Source organism: Lysobacter sp. F6437, assembly GCF_052547215.1.
Genome location: NZ_JBQWRB010000001.1, coordinates 472,165 through 495,663 on the forward strand (window position 1 = coordinate 472,165; position 23,499 = coordinate 495,663).

23 protein-coding genes are annotated in these 23,499 nt (G+C 66.7%); 7 read left to right on the forward strand and 16 right to left on the reverse strand.

Features of this window, described 5'->3' with window-relative positions:
- Window positions 1-18: 18 nt before the first annotated feature.
- Both ACT9F5_RS02065 and ACT9F5_RS02070 read right to left on the reverse strand, forming a co-directional pair.
- The gene (locus ACT9F5_RS02065; RefSeq protein ID WP_445119473.1) at window positions 19-4,407 is read right to left on the reverse strand and encodes an Lhr family helicase; all 4,389 of its coding nucleotides are present in this window, start codon (window positions 4,405-4,407) and stop codon (window positions 19-21) included.
- Between the two features lie 127 nt (window positions 4,408-4,534).
- Complete coding sequence (locus ACT9F5_RS02070) at window positions 4,535-4,837, reverse strand: hypothetical protein (RefSeq protein ID WP_445118280.1); 303 nt, start codon at window positions 4,835-4,837, stop codon at window positions 4,535-4,537.
- Window positions 4,838-5,002: 165 nt separating this feature from the next.
- Between ACT9F5_RS02070 and ACT9F5_RS02075 the strand changes: the two genes are divergently transcribed.
- Both ACT9F5_RS02075 and ACT9F5_RS02080 read left to right on the forward strand, forming a co-directional pair.
- Window positions 5,003-5,578, forward strand: a complete 576-nt coding sequence (locus tag ACT9F5_RS02075) for a COG4315 family predicted lipoprotein (protein ID WP_445118281.1) — start codon at window positions 5,003-5,005, stop codon at window positions 5,576-5,578.
- 41 nt (window positions 5,579-5,619) lie between these two features.
- Window positions 5,620-5,829: a hypothetical protein gene (locus ACT9F5_RS02080; protein WP_445118282.1), complete on the forward strand. Its 210-nt coding sequence runs from the start codon at window positions 5,620-5,622 to the stop codon at window positions 5,827-5,829.
- Between the two features lie 245 nt (window positions 5,830-6,074).
- On the opposite strand, the gene ACT9F5_RS02085 is transcribed toward ACT9F5_RS02080, so the two are convergent.
- Both ACT9F5_RS02085 and ACT9F5_RS02090 read right to left on the reverse strand, forming a co-directional pair.
- Window positions 6,075-6,644, reverse strand: a complete 570-nt coding sequence (locus ACT9F5_RS02085; RefSeq protein ID WP_445118283.1) for an isochorismatase family protein — start codon at window positions 6,642-6,644, stop codon at window positions 6,075-6,077.
- A 12-nt stretch (window positions 6,645-6,656) separates the two neighbouring features.
- Entirely contained in the window at window positions 6,657-6,881 is a 225-nt protein-coding gene (locus tag ACT9F5_RS02090; protein ID WP_445118284.1) for an HVA1 family protein, read from the reverse strand.
- A gap of 155 nt (window positions 6,882-7,036) precedes the next feature.
- Between ACT9F5_RS02090 and ligD the strand changes: the two genes are divergently transcribed.
- Entirely contained in the window at window positions 7,037-9,550 is a 2,514-nt protein-coding gene (gene ligD, locus ACT9F5_RS02095) for a DNA ligase D (protein WP_445118285.1), read from the forward strand.
- Here the strand turns inward: ligD and ACT9F5_RS02100 are convergent.
- The 7 genes from ACT9F5_RS02100 to ACT9F5_RS02130 form a co-directional block, all read right to left on the reverse strand.
- Window positions 9,547-10,026, reverse strand: a complete 480-nt coding sequence (locus ACT9F5_RS02100) for a GNAT family N-acetyltransferase (protein ID WP_445118286.1) — start codon at window positions 10,024-10,026, stop codon at window positions 9,547-9,549. The two genes, ligD and ACT9F5_RS02100, sit on opposite strands and share 4 nt — an antisense overlap.
- 522 nt (window positions 10,027-10,548) lie before the next feature.
- A complete protein-coding gene (locus ACT9F5_RS02105) occupies window positions 10,549-10,821 on the reverse strand; it encodes a hypothetical protein (protein ID WP_445118287.1) in 273 nt (90 codons plus the stop codon).
- Complete coding sequence (locus ACT9F5_RS02110; protein ID WP_445118288.1) at window positions 10,818-11,138, reverse strand: SEC-C metal-binding domain-containing protein; 321 nt, start codon at window positions 11,136-11,138, stop codon at window positions 10,818-10,820. The genes ACT9F5_RS02105 and ACT9F5_RS02110 overlap by 4 nt, the downstream gene beginning before the upstream one ends.
- Window positions 11,135-11,767, reverse strand: coding sequence for a VC1465 family Xer recombination activation factor (locus ACT9F5_RS02115; protein ID WP_445118289.1), 633 nt, complete (start codon window positions 11,765-11,767; stop codon window positions 11,135-11,137). Before ACT9F5_RS02115 ends, ACT9F5_RS02110 begins: the two co-directional genes overlap by 4 nt.
- Before the next feature lie 238 nt (window positions 11,768-12,005).
- Window positions 12,006-12,278 carry a hypothetical protein gene (locus tag ACT9F5_RS02120; protein WP_445118287.1) on the reverse strand — a complete coding sequence of 91 codons (273 nt, stop codon included), beginning with the start codon at window positions 12,276-12,278 and terminating at the stop codon, window positions 12,006-12,008.
- Window positions 12,275-12,595, reverse strand: coding sequence for an SEC-C metal-binding domain-containing protein (locus ACT9F5_RS02125; RefSeq protein ID WP_445118288.1), 321 nt, complete (start codon window positions 12,593-12,595; stop codon window positions 12,275-12,277). Before ACT9F5_RS02125 ends, ACT9F5_RS02120 begins: the two co-directional genes overlap by 4 nt.
- The gene (locus tag ACT9F5_RS02130) at window positions 12,592-13,290 is read right to left on the reverse strand and encodes a VC1465 family Xer recombination activation factor (RefSeq protein ID WP_445118290.1); all 699 of its coding nucleotides are present in this window, start codon (window positions 13,288-13,290) and stop codon (window positions 12,592-12,594) included. Before ACT9F5_RS02130 ends, ACT9F5_RS02125 begins: the two co-directional genes overlap by 4 nt.
- A 47-nt stretch (window positions 13,291-13,337) precedes the next feature.
- Between ACT9F5_RS02130 and ACT9F5_RS02135 the strand changes: the two genes are divergently transcribed.
- The gene (locus tag ACT9F5_RS02135) at window positions 13,338-13,649 is read left to right on the forward strand and encodes a DUF6122 family protein (protein WP_445119474.1); all 312 of its coding nucleotides are present in this window, start codon (window positions 13,338-13,340) and stop codon (window positions 13,647-13,649) included.
- Here ACT9F5_RS02135 and ACT9F5_RS02140 read toward each other — a convergent pair.
- The 4 genes from ACT9F5_RS02140 to ACT9F5_RS02155 all read right to left on the reverse strand — a co-directional run bounded on the left by ACT9F5_RS02140 (window position 13,642) and on the right by ACT9F5_RS02155 (window position 19,365).
- Entirely contained in the window at window positions 13,642-16,047 is a 2,406-nt protein-coding gene (locus ACT9F5_RS02140) for a heavy metal translocating P-type ATPase (RefSeq protein ID WP_445118291.1), read from the reverse strand. The two genes, ACT9F5_RS02135 and ACT9F5_RS02140, sit on opposite strands and share 8 nt — an antisense overlap.
- Entirely contained in the window at window positions 16,044-16,442 is a 399-nt protein-coding gene (locus tag ACT9F5_RS02145) for a MerR family transcriptional regulator (RefSeq protein WP_445118292.1), read from the reverse strand. Before ACT9F5_RS02145 ends, ACT9F5_RS02140 begins: the two co-directional genes overlap by 4 nt.
- 92 nt (window positions 16,443-16,534) lie before the next feature.
- Window positions 16,535-17,518 carry a copper resistance protein B gene (locus ACT9F5_RS02150; protein ID WP_445118293.1) on the reverse strand — a complete coding sequence of 328 codons (984 nt, stop codon included), beginning with the start codon at window positions 17,516-17,518 and terminating at the stop codon, window positions 16,535-16,537.
- Entirely contained in the window at window positions 17,515-19,365 is a 1,851-nt protein-coding gene (locus ACT9F5_RS02155; RefSeq protein ID WP_445118294.1) for a copper resistance system multicopper oxidase, read from the reverse strand. The genes ACT9F5_RS02150 and ACT9F5_RS02155 overlap by 4 nt, the downstream gene beginning before the upstream one ends.
- Window positions 19,366-19,479: 114 nt before the next feature.
- On the opposite strand from ACT9F5_RS02155, the gene ACT9F5_RS02160 reads away from it, so the two are divergent.
- Complete coding sequence (locus ACT9F5_RS02160; protein WP_445118295.1) at window positions 19,480-19,902, forward strand: hypothetical protein; 423 nt, start codon at window positions 19,480-19,482, stop codon at window positions 19,900-19,902.
- Window position 19,903: 1 nt separating this feature from the next.
- On the opposite strand, the gene ACT9F5_RS02165 is transcribed toward ACT9F5_RS02160, so the two are convergent.
- Window positions 19,904-20,944, reverse strand: coding sequence for a LysR substrate-binding domain-containing protein (locus ACT9F5_RS02165; protein ID WP_445118296.1), 1,041 nt, complete (start codon window positions 20,942-20,944; stop codon window positions 19,904-19,906).
- A 378-nt stretch (window positions 20,945-21,322) separates the two neighbouring features.
- Here ACT9F5_RS02165 and ACT9F5_RS02170 point away from each other — a divergent pair, with 378 nt between their 5' ends.
- Together ACT9F5_RS02170 and ACT9F5_RS02175 are read left to right on the forward strand one after the other, a co-directional pair.
- Window positions 21,323-22,159 carry an SDR family NAD(P)-dependent oxidoreductase gene (locus ACT9F5_RS02170; RefSeq protein WP_445118297.1) on the forward strand — a complete coding sequence of 279 codons (837 nt, stop codon included), beginning with the start codon at window positions 21,323-21,325 and terminating at the stop codon, window positions 22,157-22,159.
- Between the two features lie 32 nt (window positions 22,160-22,191).
- Window positions 22,192-23,379: an efflux RND transporter periplasmic adaptor subunit gene (locus ACT9F5_RS02175; protein WP_445119475.1), complete on the forward strand. Its 1,188-nt coding sequence runs from the start codon at window positions 22,192-22,194 to the stop codon at window positions 23,377-23,379.
- The last annotated feature ends 120 nt before the right edge of the window (window positions 23,380-23,499 follow it).

Here is a 23,499-nt window from a genome sequence, read left to right on the forward strand (position 1 = left end):
CAGTGTCGATTGCGACGCCTACGGGGTCGCGGCGTCGACCGGTGGCATCGCGATCGTTGCGGCGGGATACGGCTCGCGCAGCAGGGCGCACCTCGCATTGCGTTGTTCCTCGTCGGACACGACAGCCAGGAACTCCACCTTCCCCGCCACCAGCGTGGCCAACGGCACGCCGTCACGCCAGAGCACGCGTCCGCCGAGTTGGCGCGGCACCCGCGTCCCTGGCAGCAGGCTGCCCACGAGGTTCAGCGGATCCAATGCGGACAGGTTGACGGATTCGCCATCGGGGGCCCGTTTGCGGACCTGGCGCAGGGCGCCGATCGCCTCCGGCAGCGCGAACTGCTCACCGGAAATGCCGGCGATGAAACGGCCGCCGCGGATTTCGCCGCGCGCCTCCAGCCGGTGATAGACCCGCAGAAGCTCCCGCCAGGAGGGCAGCCAGCCGGCTTCGCGCTCCAGCAGGCGCCAGCAAACCACTCCATAACGCTGCAGCAAGGTGCGGGCGACGTGTTCGACCGCCTGCGGATCGTTGCCGCTCGCACGCCCGGTGTCCGGATGGCGGGTCAGCGTCCACCGCCCGGCGTCCTGGATTCCGAACAGCGCCACGCGCCGCCCGCGACGCGACACTGCCGAAGGTCGCTTCGAGGCCGGGACCAGCAACGCGCGCAGGCCGGCGAAACTGTCGCAATGCAGTTGGCCACGGGCGACCAGTTCGGCGAGCGCGTCCTCCAGTTCGACGCGCAACAGGTGCGCGCCCTCGACAAGGTCGTCGAAGAACGATGCGCCGTGGGTGTCGAGGTACTCGACGACGCGGTTGGCGCGCGAACTCGGCTGCGCTTCAGGCTGCCCGCGATCCCGGAGCAGCGAGCTCCACAGCGCCAGCCGGCGCCGTGGCAGCAGGACGATGGGCGTCGCCCGCACCGGACCCGTACGCCCGCCGGCGCTGGATGCGCTGCTTTCGCGCAGCCGTGCCCAGGTGATGCGGCCCGTGGTGCACAGGTCATCCAGCCAGGAAATGGAATAGTCGGTCAGGCGCGCCGGCAGCAATTCGCCCTCCCATGCGGCGGCGGGCGCTTCGAAACCCTCCAGTTGTGCGAGCACGCCCGCCAACGCTTCCGGGCCACTGACGCGCGTGCTCTTCGACACGCGTTGCCAGTCGAACAGGAACCGCATGAAGTCCCGCGGTTCCACCGGCTCGATCTCGCGCCGCAAGCGGCCGATGGTGTAGCGGTGGATGCGCGCCAGCAGGTGCCGCTCGCACCATTCCTCATCGCCGGCCGGAGCGCTGAAGCGGCCACGCATGACGTAGCCCTCGCTTTCGAGGCGCAGCAACGCGGCTTCAATGGCCGGTGCCTCCGCCACGCCGCTCGCGGCCAGGTCGGCGATCGTGGTCGGGCCGAGGCCGGTCAGGCGCGAGCGGACCAGCTCGCCCGCCGCATCCTCGGGTGTCCACATCACCGCGAACTCTTCCGGCACCTGGATCACGGGCGACGTGCTTGCGCGGGCGAGTGCCTGCACTTGCGGCAGTCGTTCGGCCGCGACCCATAGCCCCTCGCCGATGCTCACCAGCGTGGCGCGGCCGGAGGCGGCCAACCCGGCCAACCACGCCAGCCAGCCGTCGTTGTTCCGCGCTTCGCCAGCGGTGATGAAACCCAGCCCCATCAACGCCTCGTGCACTTCATCCGGATTACGCGCTTCGGGCCAGGCCTCGGCGCGAACGGCATCGATCGCACCGGGATCGAGCCGGCCGAGGTCGTCGGCATTCTCGGCATCGGCATAACGTCGCGCCATCACGGCCTGGGTGCGGCGCTCCTCCAGTGGTGCATCGTCGAGGAACGCGTACGGCTTGGCGTTGAGTGCCTCGGCGGCGAACGGCGAGGGGCCGGTGAGGTCACGGGCGATGACCTGGACGTCGCCGTTTTCCATGTGTCCGAGCAAGCCCACCAGGCCGGCGACGTCCATCGCCTCGTGCAGGCAGTCATGCAGCGTCTGCGCGACCAGCGGGTGGTCCGGGACCTCGCGCTCGCCGACGAGGTTTTCGGCGCAGGCGACCTGGTCCGGGAACACCGTGGCCAGCAGGTCCTCGCTGCGCATGCGCTGCAGCTGTGGCGCCACCCGCTTGCCGCCACTGAAGCGGGGCAGGGCGAGGGCATTGGTGGCGTTCCAGCGCCAGCGTGCGGTGAACAATGGGGCGTCGAGCAATGCCTGCACTAGAACCTCACGCGCGGAGCTGGAATGCAGGTAGTGCGACACATCGATCAGCGGGAAGCTGTGGCTGGTCGACAGCGACAGCACGATTGCGTCCTCGGTCGCAGCCGCCTGCAACTCGAAATTGAACTTGCGGCAGAAGCGCTTGCGCAGTGCCAAGCCCCAGGCGCGGTTGAGCCGGCTGCCGTACGGCGAATGGATCACCAACTGGGTGCCGCCGGACTCGTCGAAGAAGCGCTCGATGGCGATCGTCTGGCGTGTCGGCAGCACGCCAAGCGCGGCGTGTTGATGGGCGAGGTAGGCGAGCAACTGGATCGCGGCGTTCTCGTCGAGCCCGAGCTCGTCGAGCAACCATTGCATCGCCGCGGGGTGACGCGTTTCGATCGGAACTTCCGCCTGCGGGCCTTCGGCCGGCACCGCGGCCAGGCGGGCCGCGATTTCTTCCCGCAGCCTTGAGACCCCGACCGACAGTTCATCGGTCCGGCCGGGCGCCTCGCCAAGCCAGAACGGAATGCTCGGCGGCGCGCCCTGGGCATCCTCGACCCGCACACGACCGGCCTCCACCCGCAGGATGCGGTAGCTCGCGTTGCCGAGCTGGAACACGTCACCGGCGAGGCTTTCGACCGCGAAATCCTCGTTGACGTTGCCGATCGGGAGCGCCTGCGGTTCGAGGATCACGGCGTAGTCGGCCGTATCGGGAATGGTCCCGCCCGACATCAGCGCGGTCATGCGTGCGTTCTTGCGGCCACGCACGCGACGGTGGACGGCATCGCGGTGCAGGTAGCCGGCACGCGGACCGCGACGGGTGGTGAAGCCGTCGGCGAGCATCCGCACGATGGCGTCGAACTCTTCGCGTGGCAGCTGTGCATACGGCCAAGCGCGGCGCACCAGATCGAACAGCGCGTCCTCCTCCCATTCGTTCGCGCCGACCTCGGCGACGACCTGCTGCGCAAGAACGTCCAGCGGCGCGCGCGGGATTTCCAGCGCGTCGAGTTCACCCCGGCGCACGCAGTCGAGCAGGGCGGCGGACTCGACCAGGTCGTCGCGCGACTGCGGGAACAGCCGGCCTTTCGGCACGCCACCGACATGATGTCCGGACCGACCGACACGCTGCAGGAAGGCGGCAATCGAGCGTGGCGAACCAAGCTGGCAGACCAGGTCGACGTCGCCGATATCGATGCCGAGCTCCAGCGACGCGGTCGCCACCAGCACCCGCAGTTCGCCGCGCTTGAGGCGCTGCTCGGCGTCCAGCCGCAACTCCTTGGCAAGGCTGCCGTGATGCGCGGCAACCACGTCCTTGCCCAGCCGCTCCGCCAGGTGACGCGCCGCGCGCTCGGCCATCCGCCGGGTGTTGACGAACACCAGCGTGGTCCGGTGCTGCTCCACCATCTGCGCCAGGCGCGTGTACACCAGCTCCCATTGTTCGTTCGACATCACCGCCTGCAGCGGCACCGGCGGCACTTCCAGCGCGATGTCACGCTGACGGGTGTAGCCGATGTCGACGATCTCGCAATCGGGCGTGCCGTCCGCGGCGACCGCCGCCGTGCCGACCAGGAACCGCGCGACTTCGTCGATTGGCTTCTGCGTCGCCGACAGCCCGATGCGCGTCAGCCGGCGGCCGCACAGCGCCTCCAGCCGCTCCAGTGTCAGTGCCAGGTGGCTGCCGCGTTTGGATGCGGCGACTGAATGGATTTCGTCAACGATCACCGAGCGCGTGCTCGCCAGCATGCGTCGGCCGGACGCGGAGCCAAGCAGCACGTACAGCGACTCCGGTGTGGTCACCAGGATGTGCGGCGGTTGTTTCCAGATCCGGTTGCGCTCGGCCTGCGAGGTATCACCGGTGCGCACCGCGGTGCGGATCGCCACATCGGGCAGGCCCAGGCGCGCCAGTTCGGCACGTATCCCCGCCAGCGGCGCTTCGAGGTTGAGATGGATGTCGTTGGACAGCGCCTTCAGCGGCGACACGTAGACCACGGTGGTCTCGTCGGGCAACTCGCCATCCGCCTGCAGGCCTTGGCGGACCAGACCGTCGATCGCGGCCATGAATGCGGTCAGGGTCTTGCCAGAACCCGTCGGCGCGGCGACAAGCGTGTGGCGGCCGGAGCGGATGGACGGCCACGCCAGTTCCTGCGCCCCGGTAGGGGCGGGGAAGGTCCGGATGAACCATCCGGCGACGGCGGGATGGAACCCGTCCAGGGGCATTGCAGGCAGCGACATCCCCGTATTATCAACGACTTGCCGTGGTCCGGATGAACGCGGGCCGCACCGCGCAGGAAGAAAAAAAGAAGGCCCCGAGCGGGGCCTTCTTCGACGTCACGTCAGGCGGGAATCAACGACCGTCGCGGTCGGCGTCGCCCGGCATTGCACGTTCAAGTCGATGCCAGCCGTCACGGACGGCTTCCTTGGCCTCGCTCCACGCCAGCCGTGAATTCGCCTTGGTGGTTTCCCAACCGCGTTCCAGGTCACTTTCGACATCCTCGAAGCGACGGCCGGAATTGGCACCGTACTGGTCGTAGCCGTACTTGTAGGCCGGCTCGTAATCGTTCCAGCTGCGACCCTGCTGGTAGTACGGCGTGGTCTCGTAACTGTTGCGGAAATGGTCGTTGTATTCCTGCTGGTTCAACTGCGCCATGGCGGCGTCCTCGTCTGGTGGGGGAAAGCCGAATCTAGGAATCCGCACCGAAAAATGGCGTGAGTGGCGGGACGTCACGCCGGGTGCACGCAACAAGGACCCGGCATTAACAGCCGGCCACGTACCAATGGGCCATCGGTCCGTTGATCCTTCGAGGAAGCCATGATGCGAAACCCCAACGCTGTGCTGGGCCTGTGCGCGATGATCACGCTGGCGCTTGTCGCCGGCTGCGAACCGGGTCCACCGGACGACCAGACCCCGGGCGATGTCGATGGCGATACCGTTGCCATGCCCGATGCCAATCCCGCGGCGCGGGTGGAGGGCACCGGGCAACTCGGCGTGGGTGCCGACACGACCGGCGCCGTCGCCACCAACCAGATTCAGGTCGCCACCGCGGGCGGCCCGGGGCCGTACCTGACCAACAGCGCAGGCAGCGCGGTGTATTTCATGGAAGGTGACACCGATGGCAGTGGCTGCGTCGATGCATGCACCGAGGCGTGGCCGCCGGTGCTGGTCGACCAGGTCGCCCCCACCGCCGGCCCCGAGCTGCAGGGTGGGATGCTGGCGACCATCACCCGTGCGGACGGCGCCGTGCAGGTGACCTACAACCAGCATCCGCTGTACCGCTATGCCGCCGACGTCGGCGCAGGCCGTACCGCCGGCCATGGCGTCGAGGACCAGTGGGGGCACTGGCACCTGATCGGTCCCGGCGGTGATGCACTGGAGCCAGTCCAGCAATAGCGCGAAACAGCGACCGCGAGGCGCAATCCGATACACCGGCAATGGACACAGACGAGGCCTCCCCGCGGGAGTCTGAAGGCCAGGCCATTGCCGAAGAGGCGGGCCTGCGTTACGTCCATGACGACGAACCGGGGATCCGCCGTCGCAAGGCAGGCCGGGGATTTTCCTATGTCGATGCAGGTGGCGAGCGCGTCGCCTCCGAGTCCGTCAGGCAACGCATCCACGAACTGGCGATACCACCGGCGTGGTGAAGGAGGTCGCTGCCACACTGCGAAATACCCCGGCGGTATGTCGCAAGGCTTATATAGACCCGGTGGTGTTTGAAGGATGGCTCGATGGACGCCTTGCTCGTGCCGCGGCCACCGCGCGCGGGGAACGGCAATGGAAGCAGTCACTGCTTAAATTCCTGAAGTCCGCCCATCGTCGGTAGGGCGGCTCCGCGCCATCGGTTACACCACGGCGAACGACAGCATTCCCGGCGTGGTGTCTTTGCACGTTACATGCGGACGTAGCGCGACGTGCGCACGTCGATGTCCATGGCGACCTTCATCAGTTCCAGTGCGCGATCGGTGCGTGCCTCGCTGGTCGCGGCAACGCAGTCGCGGGGCACGTGTATCCGGTACTCGCGCATGTGCGCGTCCATGGCGGTGGCGAGTACGCAGCCGTCGGTGGCCAGGCCAGTGATCACCAGACGACGGGCCTGCAATTTGGTTAGAAGCGTTTCAAGCGGGGACTCGAAGAATGCCGAGTGCTTGGGCTTGAGCACGAAATGATCGTCCGGCTCCGGCGCGAGCAGTTGGGCGATTTGGGCACCGCGGCTGTCGTTGGCGCAGATCGCGACTATCTCGCTGAAGCCCATCCGCCATTTGGTGAAGTTGTCGTTGGCATAAACGACGGAGCCGCCGTTGGCCTTCACCCGTTCTTTGAGGCGGGCAATGCGTCGTGCCGCGGCCAACGCTGCTGGCTGCATCGCCGCTCCGCCCGGGAAGTCGAGTGGATTGATCATGTCGACGATGACCAGCGCCGTGGTGCCGCCCGGAATCGTGCGCTTGTCTTGTCTGCGCATGGTCGTCGGCCGCTAGTCGGCCTTGGCCTTCGTCTTCTTCAAGACCGCGCCACGATGCGCGGCGATGTGGTCGGTCTTGTCGCTCTTGATCTCGTATTGAGGCTCATCCGGGCTGGCGCGATGACGATGTCCCTTGTAGTCGAAGTCGCGCTCGTGGACCTTGATGATGGTGCCGCTGACGTGGCCGGCTTCGGAGTTCCATCTGACGTGATCGCCCACTTCGAACGTGTTTGCCATGACAGGTTGCCTCGATGACGGCGCGGTAGCACTTCCGGGTTGATCGTGGGATGGGCCTGGCTAACACCACGTGAAATCGCACCCGATCATCCGTGGATAACGCCGGTCCGGGCCTAATCACCGCAACATTCCGTGATCGGCAAATTCGACGTCCCGTGAGCCTGACCGAGTACCGACGCAAGCGACAGTTCGCCAAGACCCGCGAGCCGGAACCCGGCAAGAAGCTACCACCGGGTGAGCGCGCCATCTTCGTCGTGCAACTGCACCACGCCAGTCGGCGCCATTACGACTTCCGCCTGCAGGTCGGCGATGCGCTGAAGTCATGGGCGGTGCCGAAGGGACCGAGCTTCGATCCGACGGTCAAGCGCATGGCTGTCGAGGTCGAGGACCATCCGGTGGATTACGCCGGGTTCGAGGGCGATATCCCCAAGGGCAACTACGGCGGCGGCCACGTGGCGTTGTTTGACCGCGGCGTCTGGGCGACTGCCGACAACGCCGAGGAACAACTGGTCAAGGGCCACCTGCGCTTCGAACTGTTCGGCGACAAACTCAAGGGCGCTTGGCACCTGGTGCGTTCGGGCAAGCCCGCGCGGCAACCGCAATGGCTGCTGTTCAAGGACAAGGATGCCTACGCGGGCAACGTGGAAGCCGACGACATGCTCGTCGACGTAACGCCGCCGCCGGAAAGCGATGCGAAGCGGGCAGGGCGGGGCAAGGCCAGCAAGAAGAAAGTCGCGAAGGTCGCACCAAACCGCCGACGGCGCCGCATCGACTGGGCGAAACGCGCCCTGAAACTCGATGGTGCACGCAAGGAAACACTCGCCGATGCCGCCTTCGTTCCGCAGCTCGCCAAGCTCGACGACAAGCCACCAGCGGGTGACCAGTGGCTGCATGAACTCAAGTGGGATGGCTATCGGCTGGTCACCACCATCGTCGATGGACACGTGCGCATCTGGTCGCGCAACGCACTGGAGTGGACCGGCAAGGTGCCCGAGATCGCCGCCGCCATCGAGCAACTAGGGCTCACCAGTGCCGCGCTCGACGGCGAGTTGATCGCGGGCACCGGCGCCCGCGCCGACTTCAACCTGTTGCAGGCCACGCTTTCGGGTGAGAAGCAGGGCGTGCTCACCTACATGGTGTTCGACCTTCTGCATGTCGACGGCGTGGCCATCGACCAAGCCCCGCTGGTACAGCGCAAGGAGCTTCTGGCCGAGCTGTTGGAGGCGCCGGTCGCGCACCTCGGCCTCAGTTCGCACATTCCCGCCGATGGACAGGCGGCTTTCGAGTTGGCCAACGAGCAACACTTCGAAGGCATCATCTCCAAACGCGGCGACCACGCCTACCATCCGGGTCGCGGCGACGACTGGCGCAAGACCAAACGGCTGGATTCCGACGAGTTCGCGGTCGTTGGTTACACGCCGGGGAAGGGCAGCCGCGTCGGTTTCGGTTCGTTGCTGCTGGCGCGGCCCGATGCGAAACATGGTTGGCGCTATGCGGGCCGGATCGGCTCCGGGTTCTCGGACCAGCAGATTCGCGACCTGACCAAACGCATCGGCAAGGCCGGACGCAGCAAGCCGACGGTCGAGGTGTCCGACGCGGTCGCCCGCGAAGTCCGTGGCGCGTTGTGGTTCGACCCGATGTTCGTGGTCGAGGTGTTCATCCGCGGCACCGGCAGCTCGGGCGTGTTGCGGCAGGCCTCGCTCAAGGCGCTGCGCCTGGACAAGGACGTTGGCGACCTCGTCGACAGCGATCGCGATGGGCAGAAACGCGGCACCGGAAAGAGCAGGGCGGCCAAACCTGTTGCGGCTGTGAAGATCAGTAGTCCGACCAAGGTGGTCTTCCCGAATAGCGGTTACACCAAGAAGGACGTGGCGGATTACTACGAGCAGGTGATGGACGAATTCCTGCCGGGAATCGTCAACCGTCCGCTGTCAGTGATCCGTTGTCCGGACGGCGCCGGCAAGGCGTGTTTCTTCCAGAAACACCACACGCCCGGGCTGTCGCGCGTCGACCTGGTCAAGCTGAAGGAGGAAGCCGGCAACAACGCCGACTACCTGGTCGTACGCGATGCAGAAGGGGTGATGGAACTGGTGCAACTCAATGCGCTGGAATTCCATCCCTGGGGATCGACCGCCGAACAGCCCGACCGTGCCAACCGGGTGGTGTTCGACCTCGATCCCGGCCCGGATGTGCCGTGGAGTGAGGTCAAGCGCGCCGCGCGACACGTACGCGACCTGCTGGCCCAGGCCGAGCTGACCTCGTTCCTGCGCACCACCGGCGGCAAGGGCCTGCACGTCGTGGTGCCGCTCAACCCTGGCTGCGAATGGGATCTCGTCAAGTCGTTCGCACATGGTTTCGCCGATGCGATGGCGCAGTCGGAGCCGAGCCGCTACCTGTCCGTGTCGACGCTCAAATTGCGGCGCGGGAAGATATTCGTCGACTACCTGCGCAACAGCCGGGGCGCCACCAGCGTTGCGTCGTATTCGCTGCGCGCGCGCGAAGGCGCGCCGGTGTCGATGCCACTGTCGTGGTCACAACTGGGTGCGCTCAAGAGTGGCCAGGCCCACGATCTGAAGAACGTTCCGGCGATGCTCAAGCGGCGGCGCAAGGACCCGTGGGAGGGGATCGATGGAGTCAAACAGGACCTGTCACGCTGGTCGGGTGGCTAGGTCCCGTAGCGCATCGCCACGTCACAGCGTTCATACCGGCTGCCGTACCGGGCCAGGATTTCTGCGTCGTGCCGAAAGCCAAGCTTTTCGTACAAGTGAATGGCTGCTTCGCATTTGCCGTTCGTGAGCAGGTAGAGCGGATCGGACCCGAGCGACAGTGCGCGCTCAATCACGGCTGCAAGCAGAAATTCTCCAACCTTCATCCCGCGGGCTGACTCGCGTACTCCCATCTTGGTGAGCTCATAGCTGCTCGCGCCGGTCTTCTGGAGTGCGCAGGTGCCAACGATCCCCAGCCCGACGGCTTCGACGAAGAGGATGACGCCGCCCGGTTCGATGATCCGGGCGAGCGGATTGTCCAGCACGTCGCGGTCGGTAGCTTCGAGGCGGAACATGGCCTCGATCCATTCCGCATTGATATCCCGGAAATGGAAGGCGAGGGCGTCGCTGAATTCGTGGATTGCGAGGGACTTGCTCATTGGCAAAAGCGCGTCTGATACTGGCGCGCCGAGTATAGGTCGTCGGCCAAGCCATCAGCGACGCTACGGCACCGCCAAAGCGAAGAAGTACGGCCTGGCCTGCATGTCCGGTCTCGGAATGCGACGGCTCTCCAATGGGTGGGACCAACTGGTTGACCGTGAAGGCAACTTCCAGCGTTGCCGCGATCTGTAAGTCAGCGGACATTCGGTGTGCCGCCAGAGCAAGCGATCCGACAAGCGTGGTGCGATCCGTTCCTAGATGGCCCTGATAGTGAATTTCGCATAATGCATACCCCTCGCTTATTCACGAAAGTTTCTCCCCGGCAGTCGCCGTTTGATTATTACCATTATCCTGCCGAACCGGAAATTCTTTCCCAGCCAGGCAAAGCAAAAGCGGGTCAGCAGGAGAGGTTATGTCACCGCCTGCAACCGCCCTCGGCGCGGGTCCGACCGCTGAAGAAAGAGCGGCGCATCCCTGCGCCATAGCCGCAGGGGCAAGCCCCTGCACCCCACAGGCCGCGCTCACAGCACCACCGCCGGGACGGGGCGCCCGTTGCTGCGAAGCGCGTCGACCAGAGCGGGCACCTGCGATGGCCACAGGCGAGCGAACCGGAACGCCGCATCGATCCGACCGCCGTAGTACAGCCCGAAGAAGATGTTCAGGTACCGGCACAACAGCCACATCACCGGATGTCGGAACGGGAAAAGCGCCCAGCTGATCGCCCCCAACAGCGCATAGCGGAAATGCCGACGTCGGCGCTCCAGGCGTGCACGCCGCCGCAGATCCGGGCTCATGCCGCAACTCCGTGGCACTGCTTCCACTTTTTGCCGGAGCCGCAGGGGCAGGGCTCGTTCCTGCCCACCTTGCCCGACAGCTGCACGACCTTCCTGCCGGCCTCGGAAGTGCTGGCAGGCGCCGGCGCGGTCGGCGTGGCTCGCTGTTGCTCGACACTGTCCGACTGCGCCGGCTGGCTTCCTAGACTTTTACGGGCGTCCAAGTAGTCGCGGAGCGCGACGGCTACCAGGGCATTGAACGAAATCCCCAGGCTCTCGGCATAGGCGCTGGCTTCGCTCTTGAGGGCAGGGGCCACCCGCAAATTCAGGGCGTTCATGCGGCCACCTTGCGCGGATTCTGCGCAGCCTTTTGGCCCGTATTACTCTCCGGGCCTACCGGACTCGAGGTCCGGTCTTGCGGGGTTATCCACGGCAGGGAGCGCGGAAAAGTCCCCCCATGTGGTGTCACTCTGGTATCACTCTGGTGCTTTACGGCTCCAGAGCCCGCAGCAGGGGCACGCTTCGAACCTACAACGCCGGTCGGCGCCTTGCAATGCCGGGCGAGCGAGGTCGTCGCCGGGAGCGCCTCGCGGCCATGCTCCTTGGCCACCAGCTCACGCCATGCCTGCGCCTGGCGAACCACCAGCGACCACCAGCCGAGATCCGCCGCAGCGAACTTGTGGCCCTCGGTCGTGACCAGGACGTCGTCGACCACGTAGGCGTCGCCGAAGGCAGCGCCCAGGAGCTTCCGGCCGCCGATGATCCGCAGCAGCTTGAACGCCGCATAGGGGCATCGAGCCGTGCCGGACTCCCAGTTGCGGACCGTTCGATCGGTGACCTTCAGCAGCTCCGCGACACGCTCAACCGACCACCCGAAGGAGAGCCGCAGCTCCCGGAATTGTCCCGGCCCGATGAGCTGGAGGCGGGGCCGCTTGCCCTTGGCTCCGATCCTCGCAGGACTTCGCATAATGCATACCCCTCGCTTATTCACGAAAGTTTCTCCCCGGCAGTCGCCGTTTGATTATTACCATTATCCTGCCGAACCGGAAATTCTTTCCCAGCCAGGCAAAGCAAAAGCGGGTCAGCAGGAGAGGTTATGTCACCGCCTGCAACCGCCCTCGGCGCGGGTCCGACCGCTGAAGAAAGAGCGGCGCATCCCTGCGCCATAGCCGCAGGGGCAAGCCCCTGCACCCCACAGGCCGCGCTCACAGCACCACCGCCGGGACGGGGCGCCCGTTGCTGCGAAGCGCGTCGACCAGAGCGGGCACCTGCGATGGCCACAGGCGAGCGAACCGGAACGCCGCATCGATCCGACCGCCGTAGTACAGCCCGAAGAAGATGTTCAGGTACCGGCACAACAGCCACATCACCGGATGTCGGAACGGGAAAAGCGCCCAGCTGATCGCCCCCAACAGCGCATAGCGGAAATGCCGACGTCGGCGCTCCAGGCGTGCACGCCGCCGCAGATCCGGGCTCATGCCGCAACTCCGTGGCACTGCTTCCACTTTTTGCCGGAGCCGCAGGGGCAGGGCTCGTTCCTGCCCACCTTGCCCGACAGCTGCACGACCTTCCTGCCGGCCTCGGAAGTGCTGGCAGGCGCCGGCGCGGTCGGCGTGGCTCGCTGTTGCTCGACACTGTCCGACTGCGCCGGCTGGCTTCCTAGACTTTTACGGGCGTCCAAGTAGTCGCGGAGCGCGACGGCTACCAGGGCATTGAACGAAATCCCCAGGCTCTCGGCATAGGCGCTGGCTTCGCTCTTGAGGGCAGGGGCCACCCGCAAATTCAGGGCGTTCATGCGGCCACCTTGCGCGGATTCTGCGCAGCCTTTTGGCCCGTATTACTCTCCGGGCCTACCGGACTCGAGGTCCGGTCTTGCGGGGTTATCCACGGCAGGGAGCGCGGAAAAGTCCCCCCATGTGGTGTCACTCTGGTATCACTCTGGTGCTTTACGGCTCCAGAGCCCGCAGCAGGGGCACGCTTCGAACCTACAACGCCGGTCGGCGCCTTGCAATGCCGGGCGAGCGAGGTCGTCGCCGGGAGCGCCTCGCGGCCATGCTCCTTGGCCACCAGCTCACGCCATGCCTGCGCCTGGCGAACCACCAGCGACCACCAGCCGAGATCCGCCGCAGCGAACTTGTGGCCCTCGGTCGTGACCAGGACGTCGTCGACCACGTAGGCGTCGCCGAAGGCAGCGCCCAGGAGCTTCCGGCCGCCGATGATCCGCAGCAGCTTGAACGCCGCATAGGGGCATCGAGCCGTGCCGGACTCCCAGTTGCGGACCGTTCGATCGGTGACCTTCAGCAGCTCCGCGACACGCTCAACCGACCACCCGAAGGAGAGCCGCAGCTCCCGGAATTGTCCCGGCCCGATGAGCTGGAGGCGGGGCCGCTTGCCCTTGGCTCCGATCCTCGCAGGACTTCGCATAATGCATATTATGTAAAATACTTCAGAGACAGACGGGCACCAGCCCGCGAAAATGTCGTCTTCCATATTCCCCCGACCCCACCGTGCAAGCCCTGACCGACGCCCTGACTTCGCTGCAGCCCCATGCCGCCGTGCACTTGTTGCTGCACGTGCTTGTGCCGGGGCTCGTCGCGGTCATCTGGTATCCACAGCGGCGGCTCCGTGCGTGGCTGATCCTGTTGGCCGGCTGGGTGATCGACATCGATCATTTGCTGGCCGACCCGGTCTATGCGCCGGGACGCTGCAGCATCGGTTTCCATCCGTTGCATACCGCTCCGGCCATCGTCGCCTACGGCGTGCTCGCCATCCCGCGACGGACGCGTCTGTTCGGGATCGGCCTGCTGATCCATATCGCGCTTGATGGCATCGACTGCATCTTCATGTAGTCGCCTGCGCAGTGTCCGGTGGCGATCCCCGTACCGGTGCTTTCGCCAGCCTCAACGCGTTGCCTACCACCGACACCGAGCTCAGGCTCATTGCCAGCGCCGCGATCATCGGACTCAGCAGCAACCCGAACACCGGGTAAAGCACGCCCGCGGCAATCGGGACGCCGAGTGCGTTGTAGAGGAACGCGAACGACAAATTCTGTTTCATGTTGGCGACGGTCGCCTCGGAAATCGTCCGCGCACGCCGGATGCCGCGCAGGTCGCCCTTGACCAGCGTGACCTGTGCGCTGGACATCGCGACGTCGGTACCGGTACCCATCGCGATGCCGACATCGGCCGCGGCCAGTGCCGGTGCGTCGTTGATGCCATCGCCGGCCATGGCCACGCGGCGGCCTTCGGCTTTGAGGCGTTGCACCAGTTCGGCCTTGTCCTGCGGGCGCACTTCGCCATGTACCTCGTCGAGGCCCAGCGTGCCGGCCACCGCGCGGGCCGTGGTCAGGCCGTCGCCGGTCGCCATGATAATGCGCAGGCCGGCGGCCTGCAGTTCCTTGATGGTCGAGGCGGCGGATTCCTTGATCGGGTCGGCGACGGCGATCACGCCAACGACGCGCCCATCGACCGCCAGGAACATCGCGCTGGCGCCCTGCCCCCGCAACCGTTCGGCCACTTCGGCGTGCGGTGCGATGTCGGCGTCGACCTGCTGCATGAGCGCGGTATTGCCCAGCGCGAGTTGGTGTCCGGCGACATTGCCGCGCACGCCCAGGCCGGTGACCGAGTCGAAGTCTTCGGCCGGGTCGAGGGCGAGCTTGCGCTTGCGAGCTTCGGCGACGATCGCGTCAGCCAGCGGATGTTCGCTGCCCTGGTCGAGGCCGGCCGCCAGTTGCAGCACCTGCTCCTCGTCGAATCCCTCGAACGCGACAACCTCGCGGAACGCCGGGCGTCCTTCGGTCAGGGTGCCGGTCTTGTCGACGATGAGTGTGTCGATGGTGCGCAAGCGTTCGATCGCCTCGGCATCGCGGAACAGCACGCCGGCGTTGGCGGCGCGGCCGGTGGCGACCATGATCGACATCGGCGTAGCCAGGCCCAGCGCGCACGGACAGGCGATGATCAGCACCGACACCGCATTGAGCACTGCGAACGTCCACGCCGGATCGGGTCCGAACAAGCCCCACACGAAGAACGTCGCGACCGCCGAGGCAAGCACCGCCAGCACGAACCAGAACGCGACCTTGTCCGCCATCCGCTGCATCGGTGCACGCGAGCGCTGGGCCTGCGCGACCAGTTGCACGATCTGCGACAGCACGGTGTCGGCACCGACCTTGCCGGCGCGGATCACCAGTGCACCGGTGCCGTTCTGGGTAGCGCCGATGACGCTGGCGCCGACGGTCTTCTCGACCGGAATCGGTTCGCCGGTGAGCATCGATTCGTCGACACTGGAACGCCCCTCGATGACTTCGCCATCGACCGGAACCTTCTCGCCCGGCCGCACGCGCAGGCGGTTGCCGACATGGACGTGGGTCAGCGGGATGTCCTCCTCGCTGCCGTCGTCGTTGATGCGCCGCGCTTCCTTTGGCGCCAGTCCCAGCAGGCCCTTGATCGCGGCACCCGTCCTGCTGCGCGCGCGCAGTTCAAGCAACTGCCCGAGCAAGGTCAGCGACACGATCACCGCCGCCGCCTCGAAGTACACGCCGACGCGCCCCATCTCGCGGAACGACTCGGGAAACACATCCGGTGCGACCGTCGCGACCACGCTGTAGCCGAACGCGGCGGTCACGCCGATCCCGATCAGGGTGAACATGTTGGGGTTGCCGGTGCGGATCGACGCCACGCAGCGTTGCAGGAAGGGCCAGCCGGCCCAGAGCACCACGGGCGTGCTCAACACGAACTCGATCCAACTGCGTGCCGTCGGCGACAGGCCCGGCAGGTAGTGGCCGAACATCGCCAGCACGAATACGCCAAGGGTCAGCGGCAGCGTCCACCAGAACCGCCGCGAGAAGTCGCGCAACTCCGGGTTTTCCTCGTCATCGAGGCTCGGCATGTCCGGCTCCAGCGCCATGCCGCAGATCGGGCAGGTGCCGGGGCCCACCTGACTTACTTCAGGATGCATCGGGCAGATATAGGTGGCGCCGGCCATCGCGGGGTCGGGTTCGGACGGCGACAGGTACTTGTCCGGATCGGCGATGAAGCGCTCGCGGCAGCGCGCCGCGCAGAAGTGGTAGTCCTCGCCCGCGTGCCGCGCCTGGTGCTTGCTGGTCGCGGGGTCGACCTGCATGCCGCAGACCGGATCGGTGACGGTCGTGGCGGCCGACGTCGCACCGCCCGCGCAGCAGGCATGGGCGGCCTTGTCCGGACTGCCTGATTTCTGTCCGTGCACGTGCTTGTGGTCATGGGTGTTCATGCGCCCTCCTCCGCCAGCGCGGCGAGGATCGGGCAACGGTCCAGCGGACCGTGTCCCGGACAGGACGCGACCAGCGCGTGCAGACCGTCGCGGATACGGGTCAGCTCCTCGAGTTTGTGCTCGACATCGGCGAGCTTTTCGGTCGCGGCGGTCTTTAGCCCGGCCATGTCATCAGCGCGGCGGCCGGACAGTGCCAGCAGGTCGCGGATTTCGACCAGGGTGAAACCCAGCGCCTTGGCGCGGCGGACGAAGCTCAAGCGGGCCACGTCGTCCTCGCCGTAGCGGCGATAACCGGAGGCCTGGCGTTCGGGTTCCGGCAGGATCCCGTTGCGTTCGTAATAGCGCACGGTGTCGATGGCGACGCCGGCGCGCTGCGCAAGTTGGCCGATCTGCATATCGGTGCTCCTGAAGTCCGGCGACAGTGTGCAGTCTGGACCTTGGTCCAGAGTCAAGCCGGAGTGAGCATCGAGCGCCGGCCGATGCCGCCTCAGAACCAGAGGCGCACCCCCGCCACGATCCGGCTGTCATCAGGGTCTTCACCGACGGCCCGGCGCAAGTCCGCGGTCTTGCCGTAGGCGCGTTCGTGGACGACGCCGATGTAGGGCGCGAACTGGCGGGTCACCTCATAGCGCAGCCGTAACCCGACTTCGACCGTGCCCAGGCCCGAACCGATGCCGCGGCGTTCGTCGTCCTTGCCGTGCAGCTCGGCCTCGGCCATCGACTGCAGGATCAGGCGGTTGGTGAACAGCGTTTCGTATTCGACCTCGAGGCGGGCCGCGGTCTGTCCGGATTCGCCGACATACGCGGTCGCACCGACTTCGAACATGTACGGCGACAAGCCCTGCACGCCGATCGCGGCGAAGGTTTTCGACGGGCCTTCGCCGAAGTCATGTCGCACGCCCGCGACCAGGTCCCACCACGGGGCGATCGCGCGGCCGTACAACACCTCGATGTCGGCCGACTCGGTGGTTCCATCGACACGCTCGCCTTCGCTGCGCAGCCAGAGACGGTCGATATCGGTCCCGACCCAAGCCATCGCCTCCCACCCTGCCCCGGTCCCGGTGTCCGCATCCCAGGTTTCCAGCCGGTCGAGCAACCAGAACGAGTGGGCCGAGTTGTCGTGGACCTGATGGCCTGCAACGTCGGGAAATGCGGCCTCGCGGTCGGCCTGGGTAATCGATGGGATCGGATTGATCGGCGATGCGTTTGTGGGTAGTCCGGTGTCCATGACGTGGCCGTGGTGTTCCGGCATGCCATGGCCCATTGCGGCGTGATCAACTTCCCCGGTGGGGGGCGTTTCGTGGTGGCCCATGGCTGCATGGTCCACCTCCTCCGTGGGCGGCGGCGCATGCCCCATCGCCGCGTGATCGACCTCCTGCGCGAACGCGGGCGCCGCGGTCAGCGCGAGTGCGATCGGCAGGCAAAGAACCCGGCCATGCAATGCGGTAGGAACCATGGTTGCGAGCTTCATTCTTCCACCCGCACTTCCCGGAACATGCCGGCTTCCATGTGGTACAGCAGGTGGCAGTGGTAGGCCCAGCGGCCCAGTGCATCGGCGCGCACGCGATAGCTGCGGCGGGTGCCCGGCGGCATGTCGATGGTGTGCTTGCGCACCTGGAAATTGCCGTCTGCATCCTCCAGGTCGCTCCACATGCCGTGCAGGTGGATCGGGTGGGTCATCATGGTGTCGTTGACCAGCACGATGCGGATGCGCTCGCCGTAGTTGAGCCGCAGCGGCTCGGCATCGCCGAACTTGATGCCATTGAACGACCACGCGAATTTTTCCATGTGGCCGGTCAGGTGCAGCTCGACGGTGCGTCCCGGCTCGCGTCCATCGGGGTCGGCAAAGGTGCTTTTGAGGTCGGCGTAGGTCAGCACCTTGCGACCGTTGTCGCGCAGGCCGATACCGGGGTCGTCGAGCTTGGGTGCCGGCATCATGGTCTGCATATCCATGAGCGGATTGCCTGCTTCGGAGGCGGGATGCGACTGCATTCCAGCCATGGACGAATGATCCATTCCGGCATGGCCCATTGCGGCGTGGTCCATCGTTGCGTGGCCCATTGCCGCCGCGCCGTGCTGGCTGTGGTCCATGGCGGGCGCCGCACTCGCGGACATCGCCGACGTGTCGTGCCCTGCCCCGCCCATCATTCCGTGGCCCATGTCGTCCATGGTCAGGATCGGGCGCGCGTCCACGGCTGGAACCGGCGCACGCAGGCCCTGGCGAACTGCCAGCGTGCCACTGACGAAGCCGCTCCGGCCGAGATCCTGCGCAAAAATGGTGAAGGCATCCTGCCCCGTCGGTTCGACGATCACGTCCAAGGTCTCGGCGGTTGCGATGCGGAACTCGTCGACGGTTACCGGGTGTACGTACTGGCCATCGGCGGCGACCACGGTCATCTTCAAACCGGGGATGCGCACGTCGAAATGGGTCATCGACGAGCCGTTGATGAAGCGCAGCCGCACCTTTTCGCCCGGGCGGAACAGACCGGTCCAGTTGCCCTGCCCGGTCTGGCCGTTCATGAGGTAAGTGTAGGTATTGGCATTGACGTCCGACAGGTCGGTCGGCGTCATCCGCATCTCACCCCACATCTTGCGATCACTCAGCGTTGCCGACAGACCCCGTCGGTTCACATCATCGAAGAAGTCGCCGACCGTGCGCTTGTAGTAGTTGTCATAGCCGGCCATCTTCTTCAGCCGCGCGAACAACAGGGTCGGATCGAGGTCGGTCCAGTCCGACAGCAGCACCACGTGGTCGCGGTCGTAGTCGAACGGCTCGGGTTCGAGTGGATCGATGATGATCGCGCCGTACAGGCCGGCCTGTTCCTGGAACGCGGAATGGCTGTGGTACCAGTACGTGCCGCCTTGCCGGAGATGGAACCGGTAGCGGTAGGCCTGGCCACGGTCGATACCGTCGAAGCTCAGGCCGGGGACGCCATCCATGTTCGCGGGCAGCAGTATGCCGTGCCAGTGGATGGAGGTCTGGTGGCCATGGATCGAACCTTCCGGCAGCCGGTTGGCGACGTCGAGCGTCACCGTGTCACCCTCGCGCCAGCGCAGGATCGGCGCCGGCAGCGAACCGTTGACGGTGATCGCCGGCCGGGTCAGGCCTGTGAAGTTCATCGGTGTCTCGCCGATGTCCAGATTGAAGTGGGTGCCGGACAGCACCTGTGGCTGGGCGCCCGTCCCCGCGGCCCACGACCGCTGCGGCCACAGTCCCAACCCGGCGATCGCGCCACCGGCGGCCAGCCCCTGCACGAACCGGCGGCGTGGCGAACTGGCGGGTCCGGCGGTACCGTGGCCGGAGGCGTCGAATGGCATGCAATGCTCCAAAGTATCCGGCGGCGCGGGAGGCTGCCTGGTTCATGCCGCGTCGGCGCGGCGCGTACTACCATTGTCGATGAAATCCGTCGTGGATGACCAACGGGGGCACGCATGTCGATCCAGTCAAAAGCCAAGCGCGACGCAAGCCGCAAGCGCAAATCCCGGGAACGCACCGTGACCATCTCCAACAGCGCCCCGATCGAGGGCCATGCCGAATTGCGCGATCACCAGGGCACCCTCCTCGGCGGAATCGCCCGGCGGGACGGCGAGTGGGTGCTCGGCCTGGACGGCCAGATGGTGGGTGGCTCCGACAGTGCGGCCACCATCCTGGTCATGCTGAAACGCGCCGCGGCGATGCACGAGCGGGCCGGCACACCCGCCGTGCTGAAATTCTCGGACACCTTGCGCGACGCCGCCAACGAGGAGGCGCGCATGCAGGGCCTGAGCCTTGAGCAGTTCGAGGCCCGCCTGGACGGCGAGATGGCCGGGCCGCGCGTGCAGCCCGACCCCGGCCAATCCGCGTCGCCGCACTGATCTAGGCGGCGACTTCCTGTTCTTCTTCCTGGTCTTCCTCGCGCGTTGAGGCAGTCTTGGCCGCCCATGCCTGCTGGGCCGACGGTGTACCGGCAAGCGCGGCCTCGTCGCAGGGGCGGTTGGGGCACAGGTTCTGCATGAAGTCGGAGTCGAAGCTGAGCCGCTCGACCAGGAAATCGACGAACGCGCGGACCTTTGGCGAAGTCACCTGGCCACGCGGGAACAGCGCACTGAGGTCGAGCTCCGGACCGGTCCAGCCAGCCAGCACCCGACGTATGTAGCCCTTCTCGGCGAATGCCTTGACCATGATGTCGCTGGCCAGCATCAGCCCTTCGCCGCAGAGCAGCGCGCCACGCACGCCGGCGGGATCGTTGGCAACCATGATCGGGTCGATCCGGTACTCGACGAGGTTGCTGCCATCGGTCAACGGCCAGAAGAAGTGGTCGTTGCGACGCATCTTCTGCATGCCCAGCGTCCGGTGATGCTGCAGCTCGTCGGGATGCAGCGGTTCGCCGTGGCGCTCGATGTAGGCGGGGCTTGCATAGACCTGGGTGCGCATCACCGCCAGCCGCCGCGCGACCAGGTTGGAGTCCGGCAGGTTGCCGACCCGCAGGGCGACGTCGATCTCCTTGTCGATCAGGTCCAGCGGTTCGTTGCTCAACAGCATCTCCACCCGGACCTCCGGGTGGCGGGCGTGGAACTCGCCGAGCAACGGCGCGATGCGTTCGATGCCCAGCGAGTACGGTGCGGTGACGCGCAGCCAGCCGCGCGGGCCGCCCTGCAACTGGCCGACCGCGTTCTCGGCCTCGTCGAGGTCCTTGGCGATGCGCCTGCAGTGGTCGTAGTAGATGTTGCCGGCCTCGGTCAGGCCAAGCTTTCGGGTCGTGCGATGCAGCAGTTGCGCGCCGAGGCGGGACTCCAGCTCCTGCACCTTGCGGCTGACGGTGGTCTTGGGCAGTCGCAGCGAACGGGCGGCGGCGATGAAGCTGCCGTGCTCGATCACCTTCACGAAGATCAGGGTGTCGTTGAGATCGCGGGCCATGTGGGGGGCTCCTCTTGACGCGTGCCGGCATTGACCCGCGGTCGGGACAATTATTCCCCGATCTGATGGCTAATCAAGTGCCAACGTCACCCCTAGTCTGTGTCGCATCCGAACAGGAAGCGCCGCAGGCCGTCCGATGAACCACCCTTCCCACAGCCAGATCACTCCCGCCGAATCCGCACGTGCAGCCGTCGCGTTCGACGTTGACCTGCCTTGGGAAGGGCCAACGGCGGGCCCTGCGGCAAATCGCTTGCCCACGACGGACGCTGCGAAATACTTGCCCGTGCAAGCAGGCGGCCGGTCGCTGCACTCGTCTCCGCGATTGCTGATGACGTATTCCATGTCAATTTCGGGAGAGAAAATCCCGAAGGCGGGACAATGAGCGCGACGCTGGTAATCCTGGGTGCCACCGGCGGCGTCGGCCGCGGCGTGGTGCGCGCCGCACTCGACCGCGGCCATCCGGTGGTCGCGGTGGCGCGCCATACGGATGCGCTGGCAACACTGGCACGGGAACACGGCGACGCCGATGTCGTCACCGTGCCGGGCTCGGTGGCCAGCGACGCCGAGGGTGCCGCCCTCGCCGAACGATTGCGCGATCTGCGCCGCCCGTTCGCCGGCATCGTCGCTTCGGTGTGCGGTGGCGGCAGCAAAGGCCGGGTGCTCGACCAGCCCGCCGAGTTCCTGCGCCGCAAGCTGGACGAGGACCTGCTGCCGCACCTGGCGGCCGCCCGCCACCTGCTGCCGCTGCTGGCCGAGGCCGGTCGCGGCAACTACCTGCTGATCGGCGGCCCCGGCAGCGAACACCCCTGGGCCGGCTACGGCCATCGTTCGGTCGGTGCGGCCGCGCTGCGGATGCTGGCCCGTGTCCTGCACGACGAAGCCCGTGCGCTGGACGTGCGGGTGAACCTGCTGACCGTCGACATGCCGGCCTGCACCGGCAACAACCGCAAACACGCCAGCAGCCGCTGGCCCAGTGCACTGGCGATCGGCCAGCAGGCGGTCGCATTGATCGAACGCCCGCCGCCGGACATCCCGGTGGTGCGTTACGCGCCGCCGGCGCAGACCGGTCACGCATCGTCGCCCCACGACGTCTCCACTTCTTTTGGCCCGGACAGCGCACCTCCCCCACCGGACAGCTGCCCCTCCCTCGTCGCCGTCCGCGCGCTTCTGGGCCGTTTTTCTTCCACGGGTTCCAAAAAGGATATTTCGTCATGACCTCCCCCACCAAGAAATCACAGGCCGGCCGCATCACCCGCAGCGCCCTGCCCGAACTCACCTTCGCCATCGCCGCCGTGCTGCTGACCGTGGGTCTGTCCGGGTGCGGCAGCCAGGCCGCACCGGGTGGCGCAATGCCCGCGCCCGCGGTCAGCGTCGCCCAGGTAGTCGAAAAGCCCGTGCAGCATTGGGACGAGTTCACCGGCCGGATCGAGGCGGTGAAGTCGGTCGCGTTGCGCCCGCGGGTCAGCGGTTACGTCGAGCGGGTCGCCTTCGAGGAAGGCGAGGAAGTCGCCAAGGGCGACCTGCTGTTCGTGATCGACCCGCGCCCGTACAGGGCCGCGCTGGCCGAGGCCGAGGCCAACCTCGAACGCGCGCGCAGCGAGGCCGGGCTCGCCAAGGCGCAAAGCACGCGGGCGCAGACACTGGTCGAGGCCAAGGCGATCTCGCGCGAGGAAGCCGAGGCCCGTCGGGCCGCCGCAAGCCAGGGCAACGCCGCGGTCCGCGCCGCCGAGGCCGCGGTCGCCAGTGCCCGGCTGGACCTGCAGTTCACCGAAGTACGCTCGCCGATCGACGGCCGCGCCGGCCGCGCGATGATCACCGCCGGCAACCTCGCCCAGGCCGATGCCACGGTGCTGACCAGCGTGGTCTCGCTGGACCCGGTGCACGTGTACTTCGAGGGCGACGAACAGACCTGGCTGCATTACCGCGAGCTGGCCCGCAACGGCGACCGCGCGGATTCGAGCAACCCGGTGCGGGTCGGCCTGGCCAACGAGTCCGGCTACCCGCACGAGGGCACGGTCGACTTCGTCAACAACCAGGTCGACCCCGCGACCGGCACGATCCGCCTGCGCGCGGTACTGCCCAACCCGGACCGGGTGTTCGCCCCCGGCCTGTTCGCCCGCGTGCAACTGGCCGGCGGCAACGAATCCGAGGTGCTGCTGATCGACGACAAGGCGGTCATGACCGACCAGGATCGCAAGTACGTCTACGTGCTCGGCAAGGACAACACGGCCGTGCGCAAGGATGTGAAGCTTGGCGACACGGCCGAAGGCCTGCGCGTGGTGACCTCCGGACTGGCAGCTACGGACAAGGTGATCGTGCACGGCGTGCAGAAGGTGTTCTTCCCGGGCATGCCCGTCGACCCGCAGACCGTGGCAATGGGCGCGGACCCCGCCAAGCCGGGCGAGCGGGTGGCCACCACGGCCGGGTCGAAGTGATGCACCGGTCGACCTGATCCACCACAACCGCCGTCTCCGCCAACGCGGCGACGCAGCGACCGTGGCGCTCGATGAGTCATCCAGGTTCCCGCATACCGCGGGAGCCACGGGCGGCTGACG